Genomic DNA, 21,517 nt, shown 5'->3' with positions numbered 1-21,517 from the left:
TAATTTTTTCAGTAATGTCCGGTAAAGAGTTAAGGTCGTTCCGCCTTTGGCGTAACTGCAGGAGCTAAGAACCAAGACTCAATACTCACATCTCAATTATTCCTGATTCTTGTTTCCCGGCTCTTTCTTCGGCATCACTCCTCGTTTATGGATTACAAGTCCGTTTAGGAAATTCCTTAGGAACTGGTCTCCGCATTCCATGTATTTTGGATGATCTTCTGCCCGAAAGATCGCTCCCAGTTCACTTTTTGTTACCTTGAAATCTACCAGGGAACAAATTTCTACTATATCGTCATCACGCAATTTAAGCGCAACCCTCAGTTTTTTGAAAATGTCGTTGTTTGATAATGCCATAGCAGCAAAAGTACGTGATTTAAATTCAAAATTCAAAATTCAAACCCCATCCTATTTTTATTAGAAACAACGTCACAACATCACTTCATCACCCCGTCACTTCATCACAACATCACTTCGTCACTTTTAAAATCCCCGAAAAAGTCCTTTCTTTGGAAGACGTTTTCTAAAGGAATTCATTTCAGAAGGAATCTGCAGAAAATAGTCCCACTTAATATACTCCGGTTTATGAATCAAAGTTCAAATCCTTCCCCCGAACATTTAAAGATCTATACCCTTTCCAACAAGCAGGGAACTCAACTACAGGTCCTGAGTCTTGGAGCTTCAATTTTTAGTTTAATCCTAAAAGATAAAAACGGAAAACCTGTTAATGTAGTGGTGGGGCCTAAAAATTCCGAAGATTATATCTCTGAAAATTATGCTGAAGAAAACAAGTGTTTTGGGGCATCGGTGGGAAGATATGCAGGCAGGATCTCTAACGGAAGTTTTCGGCTAAATGGTAAAACCTATGAACTTTATCAGAAAAATGGCTCTCATCTTCATGGTGGTTTCCGCGGATTTCAAACTAAAATATGGAAACTTGAAACAGAGATTTCAGGAACAGATCCGTCACTGATTTTAAGTTGTGTTTCTGAAGATAGGGAAGAAGGCTATCCCGGAAGACTGGAAATTGAAGTAAAATATACGTTGACCTCTAAAAATGAGCTTATTGTTGAATACACCGTTGCAACTTCTGAAAGCAGTCCGGTAAATCTCACCAATCACACCTATTTCAATTTGAACGGAAAAGGGAATGTGAGCGAACATAGTCTGTTCATAAATGCAGAAAGAATTCTTGATACAGATAAAGAATTAAGGCCTTCAGGAGATTTCACCTCATTAAAGGGACATGCTAAAGATTTTTCAGAAGAAAGGAAAATTCAGCAAACAGCTCTGGATGATACTTTTGTGCTGAAAGAAAATACCAGCATCGCGGCTTCCCTGTATGCTCCGGCAACCGGAATTGAAATGCAGGTGGAAACAAATCAGCCTTCCGTAGTGGTTTATATTCCTGAAAAATTACCGCGAAAATGGCGGTATCAAACAGAGATTTCTGATGCTTTTCCATCGATATGTATTGAAACCCAGAATTTTCCGGATGCTCCAAATCAGGCTAATTTCCCAAATTCAATTCTGGAACCGGGGGAAAAATATTTAAATCGTTCGGTATTTAAATTCAGAATAAGGTAATTATAAATGTAGATAATACGTTCACCACATTTAAAATTTTATATTAGCAAAATTTTAAAAGCGCAACAATTATGGTTGGAATTTTATCCTTCGTTGGATTTACCGCTTTGGTAGCGATTATTGCCTATTGGGCTACCCGTAAAACAGATGAAAGTTCCAGCGATGGCTATTTTCTGGGAGGGAGAAGTCTTACGGCAGGGGTAATTGCCGGTTCTGTGCTGCTTACCAATCTTTCCACAGAGCAAATTGTAGGCTTGAACGGACAGGCATTTTCCGAAGGTATTCTTGTGATGGCCTGGGAAACCCTGGCTGCAATCGCTATTGTAATCACTGCACTGTTCCTCTTGCCACGGTATTTAAAGGGCGGACTCACAACGGTCCCGCAGTTTCTGGAGAGGCGGTATGATAAAATGACCAAAACGCTGGTTTCAGCGCTGTTTCTTTCCGGTTATATGATCATTTTTTTACCCATTGTTTTATATTCCGGAGGTTTGGCGCTTAGCACTATGTTTGGGGTTCCCGAGATGTTGGGCGTTTCTGAAAATACCGCCCTTTGGCTCTCGGTATGGGGAATTGGGATTATAGGTTCCATTTATGCCATTTTTGGAGGATTAAAAGCAGTAGCGGTTTCAGATACTGTTAATGCCATAGGTTTATTGATTGGAGGGCTTATGATCCCTGTTTTTGGCCTTATGGCCATAGGGGATGGTGGGATCATCAATGGACTCGAAGTTCTTGTAGATTCCAATCCAGAAAAATTCAATTCCATTGGAGGACCGGATGCCTCGGTGCCATTTTATACCATATTTACAGGAATGATGCTTGTTCAGCTTTTTTACTGGGGTACCAATCAGGCCATTATTCAGCGGGCACTGGCTGCAAAAAATCTAAAAGAAGGTCAAAAGGGGCTTATGCTGGCGGCTTTTATTAAAATTCTTGGGCCAATAATGGTCGTGCTTCCGGGGATTATCGCCTGGCACCTGTTTGAGGGAAAACTTGAAAATGCAGATCAGGCCTATCCGGCACTTGTAAATGCAGTCTTGCCTGCACCATTGATAGGATTTTTTGCCGCGGTTTTATTTGGCGCCATTTTAAGTTCATTCAACAGTGCGCTTCAAAGTTCAGTGACCCTTTTTGGGGTAGATATTTATAAGCAGTATTTCAATCAGGAAGCTACAGAACGTACAGTGGTGAAAAAAGGAAAACAGTTTGGGATCCTGCTGGCAATCCTGTCCATGTTTATCGCCCCTTTGATAGCAAATGCCCCAATGGGTCTTTTTGGATATCTTCAGGAAGTTAACGGAGCATATAGTATCCCAATTCTTACCATCGTAATTGTTGGATATTTGACGAAACGTATTCCCGCTTTAGCCGCGAAAATAGCCATTTTTAGTGGGGTAGGGTTTTACCTCATTTACTTATTGCTGAAATACTTCGTTATGGAGGAAGGCGCGCTTCCCCATTACCTGCACGTTATGGCGATTTTGTTCGTGATGAACGTAATAATTATGATACTTATTGGGAAATGGAAACCAAACCCGGTGGCGTACATTGAAGATTATACCAAACAGGTGGATATACAACCCTGGAAAGCTGTAAAACCTGTTGGGATTGCAATTGCGGGATTGGTGATCTTTATCTACATCTATTTTGCCCAATAAGCATCTTAGCTTTTAAAATTTTTAAAATTTAAGTTTGTTTAAAATAATAAGAATAAGAGCAAAGGGCTCCTTCCCTTTAAAGGGAAGGTGGGTTAATCGGAAACAGGAGGTTTCTAATTTAACTGAATTCTTCTGCCGATTAAGTCGGAAGGGTTAAGTCCAATAGTTTTTCCAGGTCCTTTAAAGTGATCTTTTCTTCCATTTCTATCTATTGCTGTAATGGATTTCCGGTAGGTTTTTTAAATTTTCTGCTGCCTGTTCTGCTGTAATATCGCGCTGCGGGTCGGCAAACATTTCATAGCCTACCATGAATTTTTTGATGGTTGCAGAGCGGAGCAAAGGCGGATAAAAACTCATATGAAAATGCCATTCCGGATATTCAGTTCCATCGGTAGGTTGTTGATGTATCCCGGAGGAATATGGAAAAGAGGTTTCAAAGAGATTATCATATTTGATGGTGAGTTTTTTTATTATTTCAGCAAAAGCCAGCTCCTCTTCCTTATTTAATAGTCCGATATGTGCATAGTGTTTTCGTGGAAGGATCATCGCTTCATAGGGCCAAACCGCCCAATAGGGGATAAGTGCAACGAAATGATCGTTCTTTTCCAGAATGCGTTCGTCCAGCACTAATTCCTGCTCGAGATAATCTTCCAATAAACTCCTTTTATGTTCCTTCCAATAATCCTTCAAATGCTTTGATTTTTTCTGAATTTCTGTTGGAATGGATCTTTGTGACCAGATTTGCCCGTGTGGATGCGGATTGCTGCATCCCATAATTTCGCCTTTGTTTTCAAATATTTGAACATAATTAATGTCTTGACTTCCCCCGAGTTCAGCAAATTCCTTTTTCCATATTTGCACCACTTTTACAATATCTTCAACTTCCATTACCGGAAGCGTAAGTGAATGATTAGGAGAAAAACAAACCACCTTGCAGATACCTGATTCAGCCTCGGCGATTAAAAGCCCATTGTTGACGAGCCCTTTATTTCCATCAGGCAAAAGGGCGGGGAAGTCATTGATAAAAGAATAAGGCACTTTATAATCCGGGTTCTTTACTCCGCTGTTTCTAATATTTCCGGGACACAGATAACAATTGGTATCATATTCCGGCTGTATTTCTGTAGCAGATTTTTCGGTTTTCCCCTGCCATGGCCTTTTGGTGCGATGCGGGGAAACTAGGATCCATTCTCCGGTTAAAATATTATATCTTCGGTGAGGAACTTTATTTATAGTGTTCATTTTCTGAATAGTTATCTTTTGTGTTGAAGACCTCACAGTTTTAAAAACCCGTGAGGTCTGGTTTAAAATCTATTAGTTCTGGTATATACTCGTTCCTTTACTAGGAACGACCGTGATTATTTCCGGTGTTATATTAAACTCTTTTTGATAGGCAATTTTCACTTCGGCACTAAAATCTGCGATATGGCTCTCTTCTATAATATTAATTGTACAACCTCCAAAACCACCACCCATCATTCGGGAGCCGTAGATAAAATCCTTGTTTTCGGAAAACTTTACAAGAAAATCGAGTTCTTTACAACTAACTTCATAAAGATCCTTTAAACCATAATGGGATTGATTCATAAGTTCCCCAAGTTTTTTCAGGTCTCCGTTCTTCATGGCTTCTGCTGCTTTTAAAACCCGCTCATTCTCCTGAAGTATGTATAAAACCCGGATGTATTCTTTTTCTGAAAGATCCTTTTTACAGGATTCCAGAAGTTCCATGTCCACATCCCGAAGGGTTTTTACTTCAGGAAACTTATGCTTGATAATCTTCAACGCATGTTCACATTCCGACCTTCGGATATTATATTCACTTTCTGCGAGATTATGGGAAACCATGGAATTGATTAAAAGGATCTTACAGGATTTGAGATCGGCAGGAATAAATTTGGCTTCCAGTGTAAGACAATCCAGTAAGATAAAATGATCCTTTTTGCTCATTACAGAAGCAAACTGGTCCATTATTCCGCAATTTGACCCCACGAAATTATTTTCTGCAGCTCTCGCGATATTTACGATCTCCAGTTTCGAAAAATTCAGTTGAAATAATTCATTTAAACCAGTTGCCAGCCCGCATTCCAAAGCAGCCGAAGAACTTATTCCGGCACCAGCCGGCAAATCGCTTTTAATGATACAGTCAAAGCCCTGATCGATATTTTTGATTTTCAGAATTTCGTGTACTACACCCAGGATGTGATTCTCCCAGCTTTCTGGGCTTTTTGAGATAGAACTCAAATTGAACCAAAACCAGGATTTATAGGTCTCGCTAAAGATGCGGCAGGTTTTTTTACATCCGTTTTTGCTGATCTCGAAATGTATCTTTTTATCGATTGCAGTGGGAAATACAAATCCGTGATTATAATCTGTATGTTCCCCAATAAGATTAATTCGTCCTGGCGATTCCACAAAAATGTTTGCTTCACCTGGATTAATATTCCGGATAAAGGGAAAATCTTTTGGATTTTGCGGCTGGTTGAAATTCAAAAAGCAGTAAATTTAAATGTTGTTATAGGCAAAGATAATAAACGTAAATAATACATTAATTATCTTTGCTGAAAATATGGTTTTAATTTACTTTAATTTTCTTTTAGACTTATGATTTCTCACAATGATTTTTATGATCAAAATGACAAGATGTATGTGGCTACCGACTGTATCATTTTTGGATTTGATGAAGGAAAACTAAAATTATTGATCTTCAAAAGAAGAGTTGAACCCCGAAGCGGGGAATGGTCGCTTGTTGGTAGTTTTGTGAAGTTGGAAGAAGATGTTGCCCAGGCCGCTAAACGGGTGTTGGCTGAGATAACCGGACTGGAAAATGTGTTTATGGAGCAACTTCGCACGTATGGCGCTGCAGATCGTGATCCCGGGTATCGGTGTATTTCCATCGCCCAATATTCCCTCATTCGCATAGATGATTCTGATAAGCACCTGGTTGAAAAACACGGAGCACATTGGTATGACATCGATCAAAAACCGGCTTTGGTACTGGATCATGATCAAATGGTTGCAGATGCCATGGAAAGTTTAAAACGCAAAGCCCGGTATCAGCCTATAGGTTTTGAACTATTGCCTGAAAAATTCACCATTCCGCAATTGCAACAGCTTTATGAGGCTATCTATCAGAAAGAATTGGATGCCCGGAATTTTCGTAAAAAAGTGCTTTCCCATAATGTATTGATCAAGCTGGATGAAAAGGATAAATCCTCGTCCAGACGCGGAGCTTTTCTTTACCGGTTCGATCATAAAACATATCAGAAACTAATAAAGGCAGGCTATAATTTTGAGATCTCCTGATAAACCCAGAGCCGTCAGAATCAGAGATTTTCCCCAGTAAAACTTTTAAAGCTTTGCAGGGTTTTGACTTATACAATCCTGAAAAGTATTAAATTGAGGAGCTACTAATAAATTCATGATATTATGCAAAGTAAATACAACAGAAGAGAAGCCCTAAAGAATCTTGCTTTAGGATCTGGAGCCATAGGGTTAAGCGGTTTATTATCATCCTTCTCATCCCTGGAGATCCTGAAAGAATCCTTTAAAGAAACGGACCATGATTTTAAGAATTCTGTATGTCGCTGGTGCTTTAATGATATTCCACTGGATGAATTTGCTTCAGAATGTTCAAAACTGGGGATTCAGGCCATAGATCTTTTAAAACCGGAGGAATGGGAAACCGTTAAAAAATATGGACTTGAATGTTCCATGGGCACCGATGTATTTGCCATTATTGAACACGGGTTTAATGATCCTGCAAATCATGCAGAACTTCAGGAAAACTACCGCGGACTTATAGACAAAGCGGCCGAAAACGGAGTTAAAAATGTGATTTGCTTTTCCGGAAATCGAAGGGGAATGGATGATGAAACGGGGATTGAGAATTGTGCAAAAGGACTTCTCCCACTGGTGAATTACGCAGCTGAAAAAAATGTAGTTATGGTAATGGAATTGCTTAACAGTAAGGTCGATCATCCGGATTATCACTGTGACCATACTCTCTGGGGCGTGGCACTTTCAGATAAAATGGGAAAGCCGGAGAATTTTAAACTGCTTTATGATATCTACCATATGCAGGTGATGGAAGGTGACGTAATTGCCACTATTACCAAATACAAAGATTATATCAATCATTTTCATACCGCCGGAGTTCCTGGCAGAAATGAGATTGATGAGACTCAGGAATTGTTTTATCCTGCAATTATGCGTGCAATTGTAGCAACAGGTTTTAACGGCTATGTAGCCCAGGAATTTATTCCTACCTGGGAGAATAAAATCGCGGCGCTAAAAGAGGCGATTACTATTTGTGATGTTTAAAACACTTTGTTCATTGGATTTAAGCAATGATGAGTTTTTATATTTTATTCGTGCATTCGTGGCTTAAAAGAGCAAAAATTCAGCGATAAACCTGCTTTTGTCAGCCGATGCATTGATGTTAAAGTAAGTTAAGTTATACCTGAAAATAAAAACAATCAAATCTGGTCTATTGAAATAAAAAACGACTTCCGAAGAAGCCGCTTTTTGGCTAATTCACAAAAAAAAATCATTTGGTAAATTGATAGGATACACCTAGCATTACCATATTGGTAGTCATTTCATAACCTACTTTGCTGCCGGTAATGGCTCCGTAAGGAGGATTATTTTGAATATTCTGCGGGCTCAATATTTCGCCTTCAGTTTTATCTCCGCTGGTTGCATAATGAAAAACACCGTTCAATTTAAAGTTATCGTTAAATGGATAGCTTAATCCAAACTGGAATCCGTTTTTGGTTACTGCCGTTGCAGGGATTGAGAAGAATGCCAGTTCATCCTCTATTGGATTACTGCTGTAGGTATAACCAACTCTTAAAGGCAATTTTTTAATTCCCTTATATTGTAAACCAGCAGAAAGTATGTTGATATTCTTCCAGCCAAAACCTTGTACTGAACCTGTTTGAGTCCAACCTTTCGCTTCAAATCCATCGGTGTTTTCATAATCCACAAATCTATAATCCAAAGCCAAATCAAAATCTCCTGTGGAATATCCTATTCCAAAAGATAAAATTGACGGATAGTCCATATTAAAGGTATTTATTGAAGTGGAATTATCCAGATGTGTATTTGTGAATTCGAGGTCCTCAAATTTTTGTTGTGTCTTATAAGAAGCCCCTAATTTTAATCCTACAGGGGAACTATAAAACACGCCGAATTGTGCACCGTATCCAATTGCTGAAGCTTTATCGCTTACAGGATATCCCGATGCATTTGGGTTTGCGGTAGGATTTGGCGCCAGTTCCAATGCTGCATAATTTATATTTGGTTGAATACCAATTGACAATTCATCAGTTATCTGGTAAGCCCAGGCCAATCCGATTTGAAATAACATATAATCAGATTCAATATGCCCAAAACCTCCCAAACTTTGCGGATAATTTATAGGATTTGAATTATTGGGATCCCAATTTGGGTTAGGGTTCCCATTTGCATCCATCGGTAAATTAGTTTCTTCAGGAAATGTTACTCCAAAACCACTGATACCAAAGGCAGAAAATCCAAAAGTATGCTTGCTGCCTTCCTTTCCATATAAAAAAGCCAAAGCCGGCATAGGAGAAACAGGCCTGTCATCTTTTGTTATTCCTGAAACAGCTGGAGAAGTGGGTGAGCCTGGACCAAAAGCATCCGCAGGCCACATGGCCCCTGCAGGTAGGCTGGCACTTAATTCTGGTGAAGAAGAGAAAACACCAATATCAAAATTTATTATCTTACCGTCAAATACCGAAATTGCAGCCGGGTTCCAATGTAATGCACCGTTAATGTCTAAAGGTTGTGCTGTAGCAGCGCCGCCCATTGACATATTAACCGATCCGGCACTTTGCATAATATGCCCGGATTGTGCAAAGATTGCTGTAGAAAAAAGCACGAATCCTAATCTAATTAAATTTTTCATCTTTGTTTTTATTTAGTTTGGTAATCCTTGTTTATTGATCATTCAATACCTACTGATTTATATTCTTATATAAGGCTTAAAAGTAGGAAACATACCAATTATTTCTTGTGACTATTATCAGCTTAAGCCACATTTAAAAACATATCTGATAAAATCGATGTATATTTTTTATAAAAATTATGAAATCCCAAATGTTGTGAAACTGTAGAGGGATAAAATTTTTTCTTTTTTTTATTAATTTGTGCTCTTTATTTTTTAAGGACCAAAACCGGGAATGAAGAAGGGAAAATGAAATTTTCAATTCAACCGAAATTCAAAATGCCATTGAGTAAGAGTTTGAATCTTTCTCTGAAAATTCGGTAGCTATTGTAAATTAGAGACAAAATAGTTGATCGCTCTGAACTTCGGTAATTGAATTTAAACATTGATGAGTTTTTTATATTTTATTCGTGCACCTGCCTGAAGACAAAGTTAGGTTCGTGGTTTAAAAGAGCATTAAGGTAAAGTTTGGACACGAATACATGAATAATAATTATTTGGGATCCTGGAAGCTTAAATTAAATTTACTTCTGAAATTGCTCTAAAAAATCCGTTTATTTTTACTTCTGTAAAAGCACAATATTTAAATTACATAGATCAATATATTTATGAAATGCGCATAACGGAAATACGATAAAAACACCGGTCAGAATATGCGAATTATATATGACCATTATAAAACGAAAATATAAACAGATGAAATTAAGAGTATTATTAAGGTTAATTCCCACTGGAATTTTTGCGTTGCTTTTTTTAGTATCAGAAATTTCCATTGCTCAACTTCCGCAGGAAAAAGAAGATGTTTATGTAGATGAAAGTGGCGTGATGCGCTGGGGTCACAACGATTTGGAAGTGAAGGGTTTCGGAGTTAATTATTCGGCTCCTTTTGCTCACGGATTTCGTTCGGCACAAAAATTAGGGGTAGATTTAAGAAAAGCGATAGATAATGATGTTTACCATTTTTCCAGGCTGGATTTCGATTTATACCGCATTCACGTTTGGGATACCGAAATAAGCGATGCTGAAGGGAATTTGCTGGAAAACGAACATCTGGAATTATTTGATCACCTGCTGAAACAGCTAAAAGACCGTGATATCAATTTTATGATAACTCCCATTGCATATTGGGGAAATGGCTGGCCCGAGCCGGATGAGGAAACTCCGGGATTTTCTCATAAATACGGAAAGAGAAACAGTCTTACCAATGCTGAAGCCATCAAAGCACAGGAAAATTACCTTGCCCAATTCTTAAATCATGTAAATCCTTATACGGGAGTTGCTTATAAAAATGAGCCCAACATCATCGCTTTTGAAATAAGCAATGAACCACACCATAAAGCTTCCGCAGAAGAAGTTACAGAATTTGTTCAAAAAATGGTTACGTCCATGCGCAGCACGGGCACTAAAAAACCCATTTTCTACAATGTGAGTCATAGCACTCATTTAGCCGAAGCTTATTTTAATGCCGATATACAGGGTGGGACTTTTCAGTGGTATCCTACCGGGCTTGGTTTTCAAAAAGAACTGGAAGGCAATTTATTGCCGAATGTGAATGCATATATCATTCCTTTTAACGATGTGATAAAAGAAAATAATGCCGCCAAACTGGTGTATGAATTTGATGCGGCCGATGTGATGAAATCTTACATGTATCCGGCTATGGCGAGGAGTTTCAGGGAAGCCGGGATCCAAATTGCAACTCATTTTGCCTGGGATCCTACTTATATGGCGCACGCAAATACAGAGTATAATACGCATTATATGAACCTTGCGTACACGCCTTCCAAGGCACTGGCTCTTATGATAAGTGGGAAGATTTTCCATGAGGTGCCAATGAATACGGAGCTGGGAACCTATCCTCAAAACCTTAAATTTGATGATTTTGAGATCAGTTATGAAGAAGATCTGGGGGTGTATAATTCTGAAGAAGAATTCATTTACACCAACGATAATTCACATAAACCCAAAGATCGTTCAAAACTCAGGAAATTAGCTGGCGTTGGCAGTTCTGAACTGGTGAATTATGAAGGAAATGGAGCCTATTTTCTGGATAAAATAGACAATGGCGTATGGAGACTGGAAGTTATGCCCGATGCTATTTTGGTGAAAAACCCCTTTGGAAAAAACAACCTGGAGAAGACTGTCGCAGTTATCAACTGGGGAAATTGGGAAATGACACTTAATCTCCCTGGGTTGAAGGAAAATTTCAGTATTGAGACTTTAAATGAAGGAAATGATTTTATGGCCAAAGCAACTGGGAAATCTTTCAGAATTGAGCCTGGAACTTATTTGTTGAAAAATGTTGGAGTTTCGGATTCCTATGCTTCAAATCAAAGCTGGAAGACTATAAAACTGGGCGATTTTTTTGCTCCTGAAACCACGGTGGAAAAAATCTATGTCCGTCACGAAGCGATAAAGGAGGTATCAGAAAATTCTCCTTTGGATATTTCAGCTGAAATAGTTTCCAATGAACCCATTGAAAAAGTTGAGGTATGGTTTCAGAACGGCGCTGTTTATGAATCTGCAGCACTTCAAAGGGATAAAGCCTTTACCTATAAAATGTCGGTGCCAGAAAATCTGTTTAAAAATGGGTTTCTAAAGTATCGTATCATAGTTTTTACTTCAAGCGGGAGCAGAACTTTTCCTGCAAATGGCAAAGGAAATCCGGGGGAATGGGATTTTTATGAAACAGCTTCCTACATTACCCGAATACAAAAAGTTGGAGGTCCTCTCTATTTATTTAATGCAGCAACAGATTCAGATTATATAGTAGGGGAGTGGAGACGCGGGAATCAAATTGTTCCGGGAACAAGACCGGGAGAAGCGGAATATCAGGTCAGGGTGGAAGAACTTTTCAGGGAAGATGAAGAAAATCTGAACGCAGCACCTGTTTATGACTATTCTTTCAGATATAATTTTCAGGATAAAATCAAAGGCAGAAGCGGGGAACTTTCGGATTATAATAACCTGATAGTTAGCGGGAGGAGTCTTTCCGGGGAATCAAAGAAGATCCAGGTCGCCTTTGTGAATAAAAATGGCGCCAGCTTTGGGGAAATAATAGAACTGCAGCCCGGGGAGGGAGAATATGTGATAAAACTTTCTAATTTACAATCGGTTAAAACGGTCACTTTGCCGCGGCCTTATCCTTCATTCCTTCCGTATTATTTTGAACATAATAACACCGGCGGATTTGATTTAAACAATGCAGAAGCCATTCAGGTATCTATTGGGCCAGGATTGGAGGAGGAAGAAGTGAATAATAGTCAGGAGATTGGAATAACGAGTTTCAGGCTGGAGGAATAAGGTTTAGTATTCGTTCCATGTCCATGCCTATATAGCATTGACCGCTTTTAGTTGAATGTTAATATACATTTATTGATTCTTTTTCTCTTAAACATCTCTTTTTATTTTCAAATTCTACCGGGTTCATTTTCCCTATTGAACTGTGAGGTTTTTCTGTATTGTACATTCTTACTGCCTTAGCAGTCATTTTAACCAGTTCATCAAAGGTTTTAGGGACATAATGCCTTACATAGTTGTTCTTTATGATCCCGTTGAGCCGCTCGGCATTCGGGTTCTCATAAACTGATATCCCCATACTGTTCCGTATTCTTTCTCTGGATGTAACCTTCCTAAAATCATTGGAGTAATATTGTCCGCCTCCGTCTGAATGAAAAATCAACCCATTTAATGCTATATCTTTACGTCTCTTGATCGCTTTGAGCAGGGCAGGTATGGTGGTATATTCTGTCCTTAGGCTACGACTTACATTATGACCTACGATCAACCTAGAATAAAGATCCATTATAAAAGTGATGTAATAAAAAACATCCCCTATCCTATAGTAGGTTATATCGCTCACCCAGATCTGGTTGACACCATCCAACTCAAAACCTTCGATAAGATTGTCAAAGCGTATGACACCTGAGGAGTCTGTAGTGCGCCTGAAGGCTTTTTTAATTTGAACCCCATAGCCCATCGATTGAAAACAATGCTCAAAGGCATCCCTGCCCACAAAATCTCGTGCTATAAGCCTATGAAGATCCCTAAGGTTCATCCCTGGATGGTCTTTTCTGACTTCCATTACCACAAGTTCGAGCTGTGCCATTGCCTCATTTTTTGACATTTGCCTATCCAACTTTGCGTGGAAAGACTGCTTGCTCGTACCTATGGCAGTAAAGAATTTATTTAAGCTCATATTCATTCCTTTACGGTGTTCCCAGAACCAGACTTGGGTTTTGAACCAGCTTTTTTTTTAATATCAATGCCCAGGTCATCTTCGGTTATCTCTATAAGCTTCTCCAAAAAATCCACCTTCATCTGTTTCTGGCCAACGGCTTGCTCGAGCTCCTTAATCCTTGCCTGCAGCTCTTTTACCTTCTTTGTGCTACTCATAGGTTCTATTATTTGCCTGTACCCTTTCTGATACAAGATAGAATATTTATAGACCCATTTATATATCGCAGTAGTGGAAACACCATAAAGAGTTGAAATCTCCCGAACGCTAAATTCGTTGTTCTCGATACGCTTCACCATATCCTTTTTAAACTTCTCACCAAAATTACGAGACAATCGTTTGTCAAAACTCTTTTTAAAACCTTCTAAATTTGCCATTTTTGATTAGTTTTATCCAACCTTAAACGGTCAACGTATTTCAGGCATAGACACCAAAGAAAGAAAACTTCTGAAAGATTTGCTGGGTTTTCATAATTGAAAGTCAACCCAAATAAGGATTTTTCGGTGTTAGAAATTAACTTCAAAAGCGGCCAATGGCCGCTTTTGAAGTTAAAGACAAAATTCTATATTATTCCATAATAGACCAAACACTGTAAGAATTTCCAGGAGCCTCAATGCTTACTGTACCATCTCCACCTGTTTCCGGAGAATGGGAAGACTGGAAACTGTAGTCCATCAATTTTTCACCGGTCCAGTTAGTAACCACGCTTCTTCGCTTGGTGTTTCCGCTGGTATTGATGTACAAGATCAATCCTGGATTTGAAGCATTTCCGCTTCGCTTCATCACATATTCATCATTATCATTATAAAGAACTTCCACATCCCCGGTGGCCAGGGAATTGTGAATCAGGATCAATTGTTTCAGTTCATCCTGGAATCCTTCATTTTCATAATCTGAATAAAAGATCGTTGGGTACCCGTCGTGGGTTAAGATGTATGCATAGGCTTTCATCTTATTGCCTGAGGATATCCTGTTATCTTCATTGGTGTCTTTTTCCGTATCGTGATTGGCAACAAAAGTAACCGCTTGGTCCGGGTAGGTTTTTCTAAGCATATCCCGTCCTAAATAGGTAAGGTCATCGTGCCGGTCCAGCGCTTCTTCCAATTTATAAAAAGCTGCGAAATCAAAAGCAGAAACCCCTGTTTCTTCTACCCATTTTTCAAGAACAGCGGCATCTCCATCCCAATTCTCACCAACGGCAAATCCTCCTACAGATTCCATCCATTCTTTGATCACCCAGGGTCCAAAGCCTTTTACATAATCAAATCTCCAGCCGTCAAATTTCATTGTGTTCTTGTAATATTTTGCTACCGAATTTTCATCTTTCCATAACCAGTTCTGCACATATTCCTGATGATGACAAAGGTCTTGTTCATCATAAAAAAGATCTCCTTCGTCCCGTTCATGGATGTCGTTTGGATGAAAACTGTTAAAATCGCGATCAAACATTCCAGAAGCATTTCCGGCAGTTTTATCAAAAAGGGTATAGGTGTCTTTGTTTCTGAAAGGATTAAATTCCTTTCCTCCGCCCGAATTGTGGTTTAGGATAATATCCGCAATCACTTCCAGATCGTTGTTGTGTGCATTGGCAATTAAGGTTTCCAGTTCACTTCTGGTCCCAAAGCGGGTAGGAATAGTGCCGTGCTGCATAAACTCCCCAAAATCAAAATAATCGGAAGGGTCGTAACCCATAGAATAGCCTCCGGACTGGCCTTTGCTCACTGCGGGTAGCCATAAACGGTCTATTCCTGCCTCTGCCCAACCTTCCACTTTTTCATTGATGATTTTCCACCATTCGTGGCGTGGTTCTACATCCCAGTAAAAAGTTTGCATCATAACCCCGGTACCGTTCTTATAGTTCTCCAGGTTTAGCGCAGTTGCTTCTTCGGGTACTACAGGAATTTCTACACCCTGATCGTCGGTCGTATCTACCGCAGTATCATCACCAGAACAGGCATTAAGACCCAGGCTAAGTGAAATGATAGTACTAAAAAACAATAATCTTTTTTTCATCTTTTTATTTTTAATGAAAAACTGCCTAAATATTTTGGATGTATTTCAATCCATTATACCAGGCAGCTTTAATTAATGATTCAACGGTTTGTTATTCTGAAACTATAGGTATAAAGATATAGCGTCCTGTGATATCGTTAAACCAAATATCATAAGTACCTGCCGATACAGGGATGTTTGGCCCACCAAAAGATGAAACTCCGCTCATAGCAGTATCTCCACCCCAGTTATCTGTCCAGTCATCATCTGCACGGAATTTCATTTCCCCATCTCCCAATTCTATTCCGGTTACATACCAAATATGCGCATCAAACGCAGATTGCGTCATATCTTGATCTGCATCCCATCCATCTGCCGTGGCATCACCTATCACACCAATGGTGTTATAGGTGTCAGCAGCACTTGCATCAAATGGGTCGAAGGAATATGTCATCTCATCAATATCAACAATTAGTGTGTAATAGCCCGCCGCACTCACTAAAAATGAACCTGGATCACCACCTAATAGATCACTATTGGTTAAAGAACCGTTATCAAGTCCCCATTGTGGTTGCCAATCTCTAACTTCTAATAATTTAAATTCACCGGCACCAAAATATCCTGTATAATTATACACATTTGGATTGTCTGCCGATCTAAATAAAGGAGTATTATTGTTATTTGGATTCCATCCTGCAGCTGTAGCATCACCTACCAAAAACAAGTTTTTAAGGGTTTCTTCTTGTTCTCCTTCCGGTAACATTGCAGTAACCGATTTTACTTCTGAATTCTGCGCATTGCTATTCCCGGCGTTATCTCCAGCGTAGGCAATAACACGAAAAAACAGCGCTCCAGAATTGGCTGCTTCGGTATTTGGATCTGCATCATATCCGGCATCCTTTGCAAGGTTCAACATTTGTTGTACGGTTACCGCAAGGTTATTATCACCGGTTGTCCCCATAACATCAAAGTTGGTGAAGTCGGTATCTATAGATCCCTGTAATTCATAGGTGATGTTGGTTGGAGATGCAAAATCAACGGTATTCCAAACAAAACGTTCAGCCACATTTGTTGCAGTGGCAGGTGTTAGAATGTAACTTGCGTTGAAGCTGTTGGTAAAGTTTATTCCTTTAACATCTGGTTGTGCAATAAAGACCACGTCATCGTCACTGCTACAGGAATATATTCCTGAGAATGCTACGAATGCGAATAATAAGATTGATAGTTTTTTCATTTTATTTTTTTTAAAATTAATATCCAGGATTTTGAGTTAAGTTGGTATTTACGCCCAGGTCTGATGCCGGGATAGGGAAAATATTTCTGAAGGGTTGCGTAGTAGCTCCCTGGGGAACACCACCTTTAAATGCCCAGATCCCATTTTCAGTGAATTGGTTGAACCTCACAAGATCTGTTCTTTTATGAGCTTCCCAATATAGTTCTCTTGATCTTTCGTCCATTATAAAATCAAGACTTAGATCGGAAGTTGAAATATTCCCATTTGAACTTCCATAAGCGCGCGCTCTTAATTCGTTGATATAGGTTACAGCTTGTGCTGTACTTCCTCCACCACCTCTAACAACTGCTTCAGCATACATTAAATAGGCATCTGCCAATCTAAACATAGGGAAATCTGTATCGGGAAAATCACCTGTACTATCTTTCCCGGGATTTCCGTTTACATCTACGTTTTTATATTTTGTGATCGCATAACCATCGGTAAAAGCAGATATGCTGTTAATTTCCTTGTTTTGACCATCTGTATGGAACATAGCTCTTGAATCATCGGAGTCAGCTCCATTTGGAAACGTATCAACAAATTCAGGGGTAGTTCTTAATCCGGCCCAACCACCGTTTACACCAAATTCATCCGGATCCATAGATCCCCCTATTGCTGCGTGAATAATAAAAGTCATTCCGCCATAGGATTGAGATTCTAACCCATCAAATGTAATTGGGAAAATCACTTCATTTTGAGATCCGTTGGTATCGTTATCCGCCAAAAATAAATTTTGATAGGGAGCATCCGGAATACTGAATCCTGCTTCAATAACTTTAGTTGTATAGTTGATCACATCTGCATTTCTGTTTGCACCTACATATACTTCAGCATTTAGATAAATCTTGGAAAGCAACATCCAAACAGCAGCCTGATCTGCACGTCCATATTCATTTTGTCTTGCCGGAATAATTTCATTTTCAATGGCAAGCAATTCAGATTCAATAAATGAGAAAAGATCGGCTCTTTGAATTTGCTCCGGGAGAAATGCCCCAATGGCATCATCTTCATCTACAAAAGGAGGATTTCCGAAAAGATCCATGGCATGGTAGTAGCTCAAAGCTCTAAGAAAACGAGCTTCAGCACGATATTCCTGGATAGTTGCCCGTAATTCCCCATCTACACCACGACTGTCCAGTGCGACATCGTTGGTTTGTCTTAGAAACTCATTTGTAAGCGCTACCTGATACATAATCCTGCTGTACATTGTTCTGATGAATTCATTTCCTGAAGTCCAGTTATGAGCGTGAAGATCGGCAATGGTACCATCGTTCCAGCCAATTACGGCCTCATCTGTTGTAAGTTCCTGCATCATGAAATACAATCTCATGTAATTGGAGAAACCTTCATCTAAACCTGCAAGATCAGGTTGACCAGCAGGGCCTTGTTGTCCACTAAGGGATAATCCGGCGTAAAGTTTAGCCAGAAATTGCTTGTAAGCCTCCGGACTGTCAAAAACTGTTTGGTTCGTTTGCCTGTTGTCTTCCGGAGCTAAATCCAAATCATCTGCACAAGACCACAATAGCAGGCTACTTATAAAGATGATTAAAACAGGTCTTAATTTTTTATAGATCATACTTATTATATTAGTGTTTCTATTATTTAAAATGTGATGTTAAGTCCCAACACGATATTTCGTGTTCTTGGGTAGAAGTTATTGTCTATTCCATTGCCAATCTCCGGATCCAGTCCTTCGTAATTTGTGATAACAAACAAGTTGGTTCCGGTTAAAGTGGCGCGAAAATCTACATCGTCTCCCGGGATCAAATATCCAAGAGAAAGGTTGTCCAGTCTTATAAAATTGGCACTACTGATATAATAATCTGAGAAAAACTGACTGTTCTGAAAATTGGATTCCAAAACATTGGAATTCAGGTTGGAATAATAAGGCTGTGGAGTAACTGTTCCCGCACCTACAAATCCATTTGCCGATTGCGTGTTATTGTACACGTAATTTCCAAAGTTCCCCCTAAAGGTAAAACTTAAGTCCAGGTTTTTATAGCTAAATGTGTTTGTAAGTCCCATAAAATAGTCTGGAGTTGCTTTTTTATAAGCCTGACGATCGGCCTCTGTAATTTCATTATCTCCGTTCACATCTACATAAGCACCTTCAATTGGTTGTCCCTGCTCGTTATATACCTGGCGGTACACAAAGAATGTGGTAGGATCAAAACCTTCTTTCCATAACTGGATGTTGTTCCCTACACCTCCTGAAATTCCTCCTTGAGGAATAAAGAAATTGGGATCATTTCCAAGGGATAGCCCTGTAATTTCCAAATCCTGAAAGGAGATGTTGTAGTTCATATCCCAGTTAAAATTTTCGGTTTGTACCAGTATTCCGTTTAAGGAAACCTCTATACCTTTACTTACTGTTTCACCAACGTTGGTGGTAAGTAAATCTGTAAGATTTGCACCAGCCGGCACGGGTACTGTAGCCAAAAGATCTTCGGTGGTACGGTAATACGCATCTACGCTTCCAGAAATACGATTGTTAAAAAATCCAAAATCCAATCCTACGTTATAGGTTTGCAATTCTTCCCATTTTAGGTCCTCATCAAACCCCTCCGGGCGTAAAGTTCCAACGAAATTTTGTCCAAACTGTACGTTTGCCCCCTGTTGGCTTGGAGTATAAACACCCAGGTAACCATAATTAGGTCCTATTTCCTGGTTTCCTGTTACTCCAAATCCCGCCCGTAATTTTAAATTAGAAAAGGTTGCGGAATTTTGCATAAAAGGTTCGTTCATCAATTTCCATCCAACAGCCAAAGATGGGAAATCACTCCATCGGTTATCTTCTGAAAATCTTGAAGATCCATCTCGTCTGTAACTGGCAGAAATCAAATACTTGTTGGCAATATCAAAACTCGCCCTGGCAAAATAAGATTCCAAAGCATTTCTGTTTATGTTTTCCGGAGGATTTACAAAGGCATTGTTTTGGGTAAACCTGCTTTTGCTCCACACATAAAATTCCTGATAAGAGTGTCCTGCGGTTAAATCAATTTTGGAATTAATAGCCTCCACATTGGTTTTGTAATTGAAATAAAAGTCCAGTAATGAGTTTCTATTTAATCCGCGGTATTCATTTTCAAAAGCCCTGTCCTGAAGGTTTGCTGCAGAAGTTACAGGTCTTGTTTCATACCCATCCAATTCTGAATAATCGATTCCTCCGGTAAGGTTAAATCTTAAATCCGGAAGAAAAGGAAAACGGTAGTCCAAATTTAAATTGGTGATGTTTCTTAGGTTTTCAGCATTATTGCTTCGCTGATTCAGGAGCGCAAGAGGGTTCCTGGTAGCTTGTACCATTTGGTTCCCAAGGGCATTTCCTGTTCTAAACTCAAAGAAACCATCGAAGGGGCTTGTTGGATCGTAAATATTTTGTGTAGGATCAAAACTAACTGCAGATCCTATTGCTCCCTGATCTGCAAAATGATTGCGATCAACAATATTTTTGCTGTTCAGGGTGATTTTTAGATCATTGTCAAACAGGTTTTGAGTAAGGCTTATATTCACCGCATTTCTTTCATAAAGATCGGTTTTTAAAACCCCTTGCTGGTCTGTTCTGTTCAGGTTTACGCGATAGGTAAAGTTGTCGAATCCCTGTGCAACTGTGATATTGTGAATTGCACCTACCGATGTTCTGTAAATCTCATCTTGCCAGTCCGTATTGGCATCTCCTAATAAAGAAGGATCTGTACCCGGAGTATTTTCAATTATATTTCTGAACTGTGTTGCATTTAAAACATTCACTTTATCGGTTATTTCACCTACAGATGTTTTAAGATCATAGGACATGGTGAAATCTGAATTTAAATTCCCCTTTTTGGTAGTTATAAGAATAACGCCGTTGGATGCTCTCGAACCATAAATAGAAGTTGCCGCAGCATCCTTTAGGATCACAAAATCGGCAATTTCATTTGGGTTAATAGCATTCAGTTGATTTCTCACTCCCTGCACACCTCTTTGATCTAATGGAATTCCATCAACAACAATAAGTGGTGAGTTGTTTCCGGAAAGGGAAGATCCCCCACGAATTCTTATTTCCGATCCTCCTCCAGGCTCACTTCCAGGGGTAATCCTAACTCCCGCAGATTTTCCTGCAATAAGCTGTTCAGGAGAAATAACTGCTCCCTGGTTAAAGGATCCGGGGCTTATTTTTTCAACAGCTCCCGTAGCATCTTGTTTTGTGGTAGCACCATAACCAATTAAAACCACTTCTTCCAGTGCAGAGGCACTTTCGTCCAGTTGCACGTTAATTGTGTTCTGTCCCGTAAAAGTTATTTCCTGTCGCATAAAACCTAAAAAGGAAAAAACCAGAACATCATTCTCATTCACTTCTGAAATAGTATAATTACCATCAAAATCTGTGGTTGTTCCATTGGTGGTTCCCTTTAAGATAACATTAACTCCCGGGATGGGGAGACCTGTAGCACTTTCTGTTATGGTTCCACTTACTGTTTGTTGGGCAAAAAAGCTCATTGGCAGCATAAATAGCAGCAACAAAGTACTTTTAAATAATTTTTTCATAAATATTATTATTGATTTAACTAAACATTAAAATTAATACTTTCGCTTCCGTTTGTTAAAAGTATGTAAAACTTAGGTTAACTTTTAAGAAGCTCGCTGTAGAAAATCTTCGCAAACGTTTTCGTGTTGAAAACTTTCTTGTTTTAACGTTTTTCTTAATATTAATATGATAATTTTGCGCAGAGTTGAAAAGCTTGAAACCAAGAATTTAAAACATCCATCAGAAAATTTTTCTCACACAGGGCAATGATTTCAGGATGTTATAAATGTCCTCT

The 21,517-nt window shown here is 39.1% G+C and carries 15 protein-coding genes; 5 read left to right on the top strand and 10 right to left on the bottom strand.

The genetic code is table 11. The annotated features are described in order from the left end of the window. Positions 1-96 precede the first annotated feature (96 nt). Positions 97-354 (bottom strand): DUF1456 family protein, encoded by a 258-nt coding sequence (locus ACKGJN_RS05560; protein WP_409538459.1) that lies wholly within the window; start codon positions 352-354, stop codon positions 97-99. Between the two features lie 228 nt (positions 355-582). On the opposite strand from ACKGJN_RS05560, the gene ACKGJN_RS05555 reads away from it, so the two are divergent. Beyond that, positions 583-1,584, top strand: a complete 1,002-nt coding sequence (locus tag ACKGJN_RS05555; RefSeq protein WP_409538458.1) for an aldose epimerase family protein — start codon at positions 583-585, stop codon at positions 1,582-1,584. A 71-nt stretch (positions 1,585-1,655) separates the two neighbouring features. Then, positions 1,656-3,245 carry a solute:sodium symporter family transporter gene (locus ACKGJN_RS05550; protein WP_409538457.1) on the top strand — a complete coding sequence of 530 codons (1,590 nt, stop codon included), beginning with the start codon at positions 1,656-1,658 and terminating at the stop codon, positions 3,243-3,245. Positions 3,246-3,449: 204 nt separating this feature from the next. Here ACKGJN_RS05550 and ACKGJN_RS05545 read toward each other — a convergent pair whose 3' ends face one another. After that, on the bottom strand, positions 3,450-4,487 hold the full coding sequence (locus tag ACKGJN_RS05545) for a UDP-glucose--hexose-1-phosphate uridylyltransferase (protein ID WP_409538456.1): 1,038 nt from the start codon (positions 4,485-4,487) through the stop codon (positions 3,450-3,452). Between the two features lie 72 nt (positions 4,488-4,559). Then, a complete protein-coding gene (gene galK / locus ACKGJN_RS05540) occupies positions 4,560-5,735 on the bottom strand; it encodes a galactokinase (RefSeq protein ID WP_409538455.1) in 1,176 nt (391 codons plus the stop codon). A gap of 111 nt (positions 5,736-5,846) precedes the next feature. On the opposite strand from galK, the gene ACKGJN_RS05535 reads away from it, so the two are divergent. Together ACKGJN_RS05535 and ACKGJN_RS05530 are read left to right on the top strand one after the other, a co-directional pair. Further along, positions 5,847-6,548, top strand: a complete 702-nt coding sequence (locus ACKGJN_RS05535) for an NUDIX hydrolase (RefSeq protein ID WP_409538454.1) — start codon at positions 5,847-5,849, stop codon at positions 6,546-6,548. Positions 6,549-6,671: 123 nt separating this feature from the next. Next, positions 6,672-7,565, top strand: coding sequence for a hydroxypyruvate isomerase family protein (locus ACKGJN_RS05530; protein WP_409538452.1), 894 nt, complete (start codon positions 6,672-6,674; stop codon positions 7,563-7,565). 226 nt (positions 7,566-7,791) lie between these two features. Here ACKGJN_RS05530 and ACKGJN_RS05525 read toward each other — a convergent pair whose 3' ends face one another. Continuing rightward, positions 7,792-9,174 (bottom strand): OmpP1/FadL family transporter, encoded by a 1,383-nt coding sequence (locus ACKGJN_RS05525; RefSeq protein WP_409538451.1) that lies wholly within the window; start codon positions 9,172-9,174, stop codon positions 7,792-7,794. 735 nt (positions 9,175-9,909) lie between these two features. Between ACKGJN_RS05525 and ACKGJN_RS05520 the strand changes: the two genes are divergently transcribed. Next, positions 9,910-12,516, top strand: coding sequence for a cellulase family glycosylhydrolase (locus tag ACKGJN_RS05520; protein WP_409538450.1), 2,607 nt, complete (start codon positions 9,910-9,912; stop codon positions 12,514-12,516). A 58-nt stretch (positions 12,517-12,574) separates the two neighbouring features. Here ACKGJN_RS05520 and ACKGJN_RS05515 read toward each other — a convergent pair whose 3' ends face one another. The 6 genes from ACKGJN_RS05515 to ACKGJN_RS05490 all read right to left on the bottom strand — a co-directional run bounded on the left by ACKGJN_RS05515 (position 12,575) and on the right by ACKGJN_RS05490 (position 21,242). Next, positions 12,575-13,411 (bottom strand): IS3 family transposase, encoded by an 837-nt coding sequence (locus ACKGJN_RS05515; protein ID WP_409538449.1) that lies wholly within the window; start codon positions 13,409-13,411, stop codon positions 12,575-12,577. Positions 13,412-13,413: 2 nt separating this feature from the next. Beyond that, positions 13,414-13,827, bottom strand: coding sequence for a transposase (locus ACKGJN_RS05510; protein WP_409538448.1), 414 nt, complete (start codon positions 13,825-13,827; stop codon positions 13,414-13,416). Between the two features lie 190 nt (positions 13,828-14,017). After that, positions 14,018-15,463, bottom strand: coding sequence for an alpha-amylase (locus tag ACKGJN_RS05505; protein ID WP_409538447.1), 1,446 nt, complete (start codon positions 15,461-15,463; stop codon positions 14,018-14,020). Between the two features lie 91 nt (positions 15,464-15,554). Beyond that, positions 15,555-16,676 carry a SusF/SusE family outer membrane protein gene (locus ACKGJN_RS05500; RefSeq protein ID WP_409538446.1) on the bottom strand — a complete coding sequence of 374 codons (1,122 nt, stop codon included), beginning with the start codon at positions 16,674-16,676 and terminating at the stop codon, positions 15,555-15,557. A 16-nt stretch (positions 16,677-16,692) separates the two neighbouring features. Next, on the bottom strand, positions 16,693-18,294 hold the full coding sequence (locus tag ACKGJN_RS05495; RefSeq protein ID WP_409538445.1) for a RagB/SusD family nutrient uptake outer membrane protein: 1,602 nt from the start codon (positions 18,292-18,294) through the stop codon (positions 16,693-16,695). 26 nt (positions 18,295-18,320) lie between these two features. Continuing rightward, the gene (locus tag ACKGJN_RS05490; RefSeq protein ID WP_409538444.1) at positions 18,321-21,242 is read right to left on the bottom strand and encodes a SusC/RagA family TonB-linked outer membrane protein; all 2,922 of its coding nucleotides are present in this window, start codon (positions 21,240-21,242) and stop codon (positions 18,321-18,323) included. Positions 21,243-21,517 lie beyond the last annotated feature (275 nt).

The sequence above is a fragment of the Gillisia xinjiangensis genome (assembly GCF_046298265.1).
In the GTDB taxonomy this organism is placed as follows: Bacteria; Bacteroidota; Bacteroidia; order Flavobacteriales; family Flavobacteriaceae; genus Gillisia; species Gillisia xinjiangensis.
Note: the sequence above shows the minus strand (reverse complement) of the source record. Positions and strands in the feature narration are given on the sequence as shown.

Bases quoted from the DNA above. Each gene is read 5' to 3' on its own strand.
- ACKGJN_RS05530 (WP_409538452.1), top strand. From the start codon at position 6,672: ATGCAAAGTAAATACAACAGAAGAGAAGCCCTAAAGAATCTTGCTTTA.
- ACKGJN_RS05550 (WP_409538457.1), top strand. From the start codon at position 1,656: ATGGTTGGAATTTTATCCTTCGTTGGATTTACCGCTTTGGTAGCGATT.
- ACKGJN_RS05560 (WP_409538459.1), bottom strand. From the start codon at position 354: ATGGCATTATCAAACAACGACATTTTCAAAAAACTGAGGGTTGCGCTT.
- ACKGJN_RS05505 (WP_409538447.1), bottom strand. From the start codon at position 15,463: ATGAAAAAAAGATTATTGTTTTTTAGTACTATCATTTCACTTAGCCTG.
- ACKGJN_RS05520 (WP_409538450.1), top strand. From the start codon at position 9,910: ATGAAATTAAGAGTATTATTAAGGTTAATTCCCACTGGAATTTTTGCG.
- ACKGJN_RS05555 (WP_409538458.1), top strand. From the start codon at position 583: ATGAATCAAAGTTCAAATCCTTCCCCCGAACATTTAAAGATCTATACC.
- ACKGJN_RS05525 (WP_409538451.1), bottom strand. From the start codon at position 9,174: ATGAAAAATTTAATTAGATTAGGATTCGTGCTTTTTTCTACAGCAATC.
- ACKGJN_RS05510 (WP_409538448.1), bottom strand. From the start codon at position 13,827: ATGGCAAATTTAGAAGGTTTTAAAAAGAGTTTTGACAAACGATTGTCT.
- ACKGJN_RS05515 (WP_409538449.1), bottom strand. From the start codon at position 13,411: ATGAGCTTAAATAAATTCTTTACTGCCATAGGTACGAGCAAGCAGTCT.
- ACKGJN_RS05500 (WP_409538446.1), bottom strand. From the start codon at position 16,676: ATGAAAAAACTATCAATCTTATTATTCGCATTCGTAGCATTCTCAGGA.
- ACKGJN_RS05495 (WP_409538445.1), bottom strand. From the start codon at position 18,294: ATGATCTATAAAAAATTAAGACCTGTTTTAATCATCTTTATAAGTAGC.
- ACKGJN_RS05545 (WP_409538456.1), bottom strand. From the start codon at position 4,487: ATGAACACTATAAATAAAGTTCCTCACCGAAGATATAATATTTTAACC.
- ACKGJN_RS05490 (WP_409538444.1), bottom strand. From the start codon at position 21,242: ATGAAAAAATTATTTAAAAGTACTTTGTTGCTGCTATTTATGCTGCCA.
- ACKGJN_RS05535 (WP_409538454.1), top strand. From the start codon at position 5,847: ATGATTTCTCACAATGATTTTTATGATCAAAATGACAAGATGTATGTG.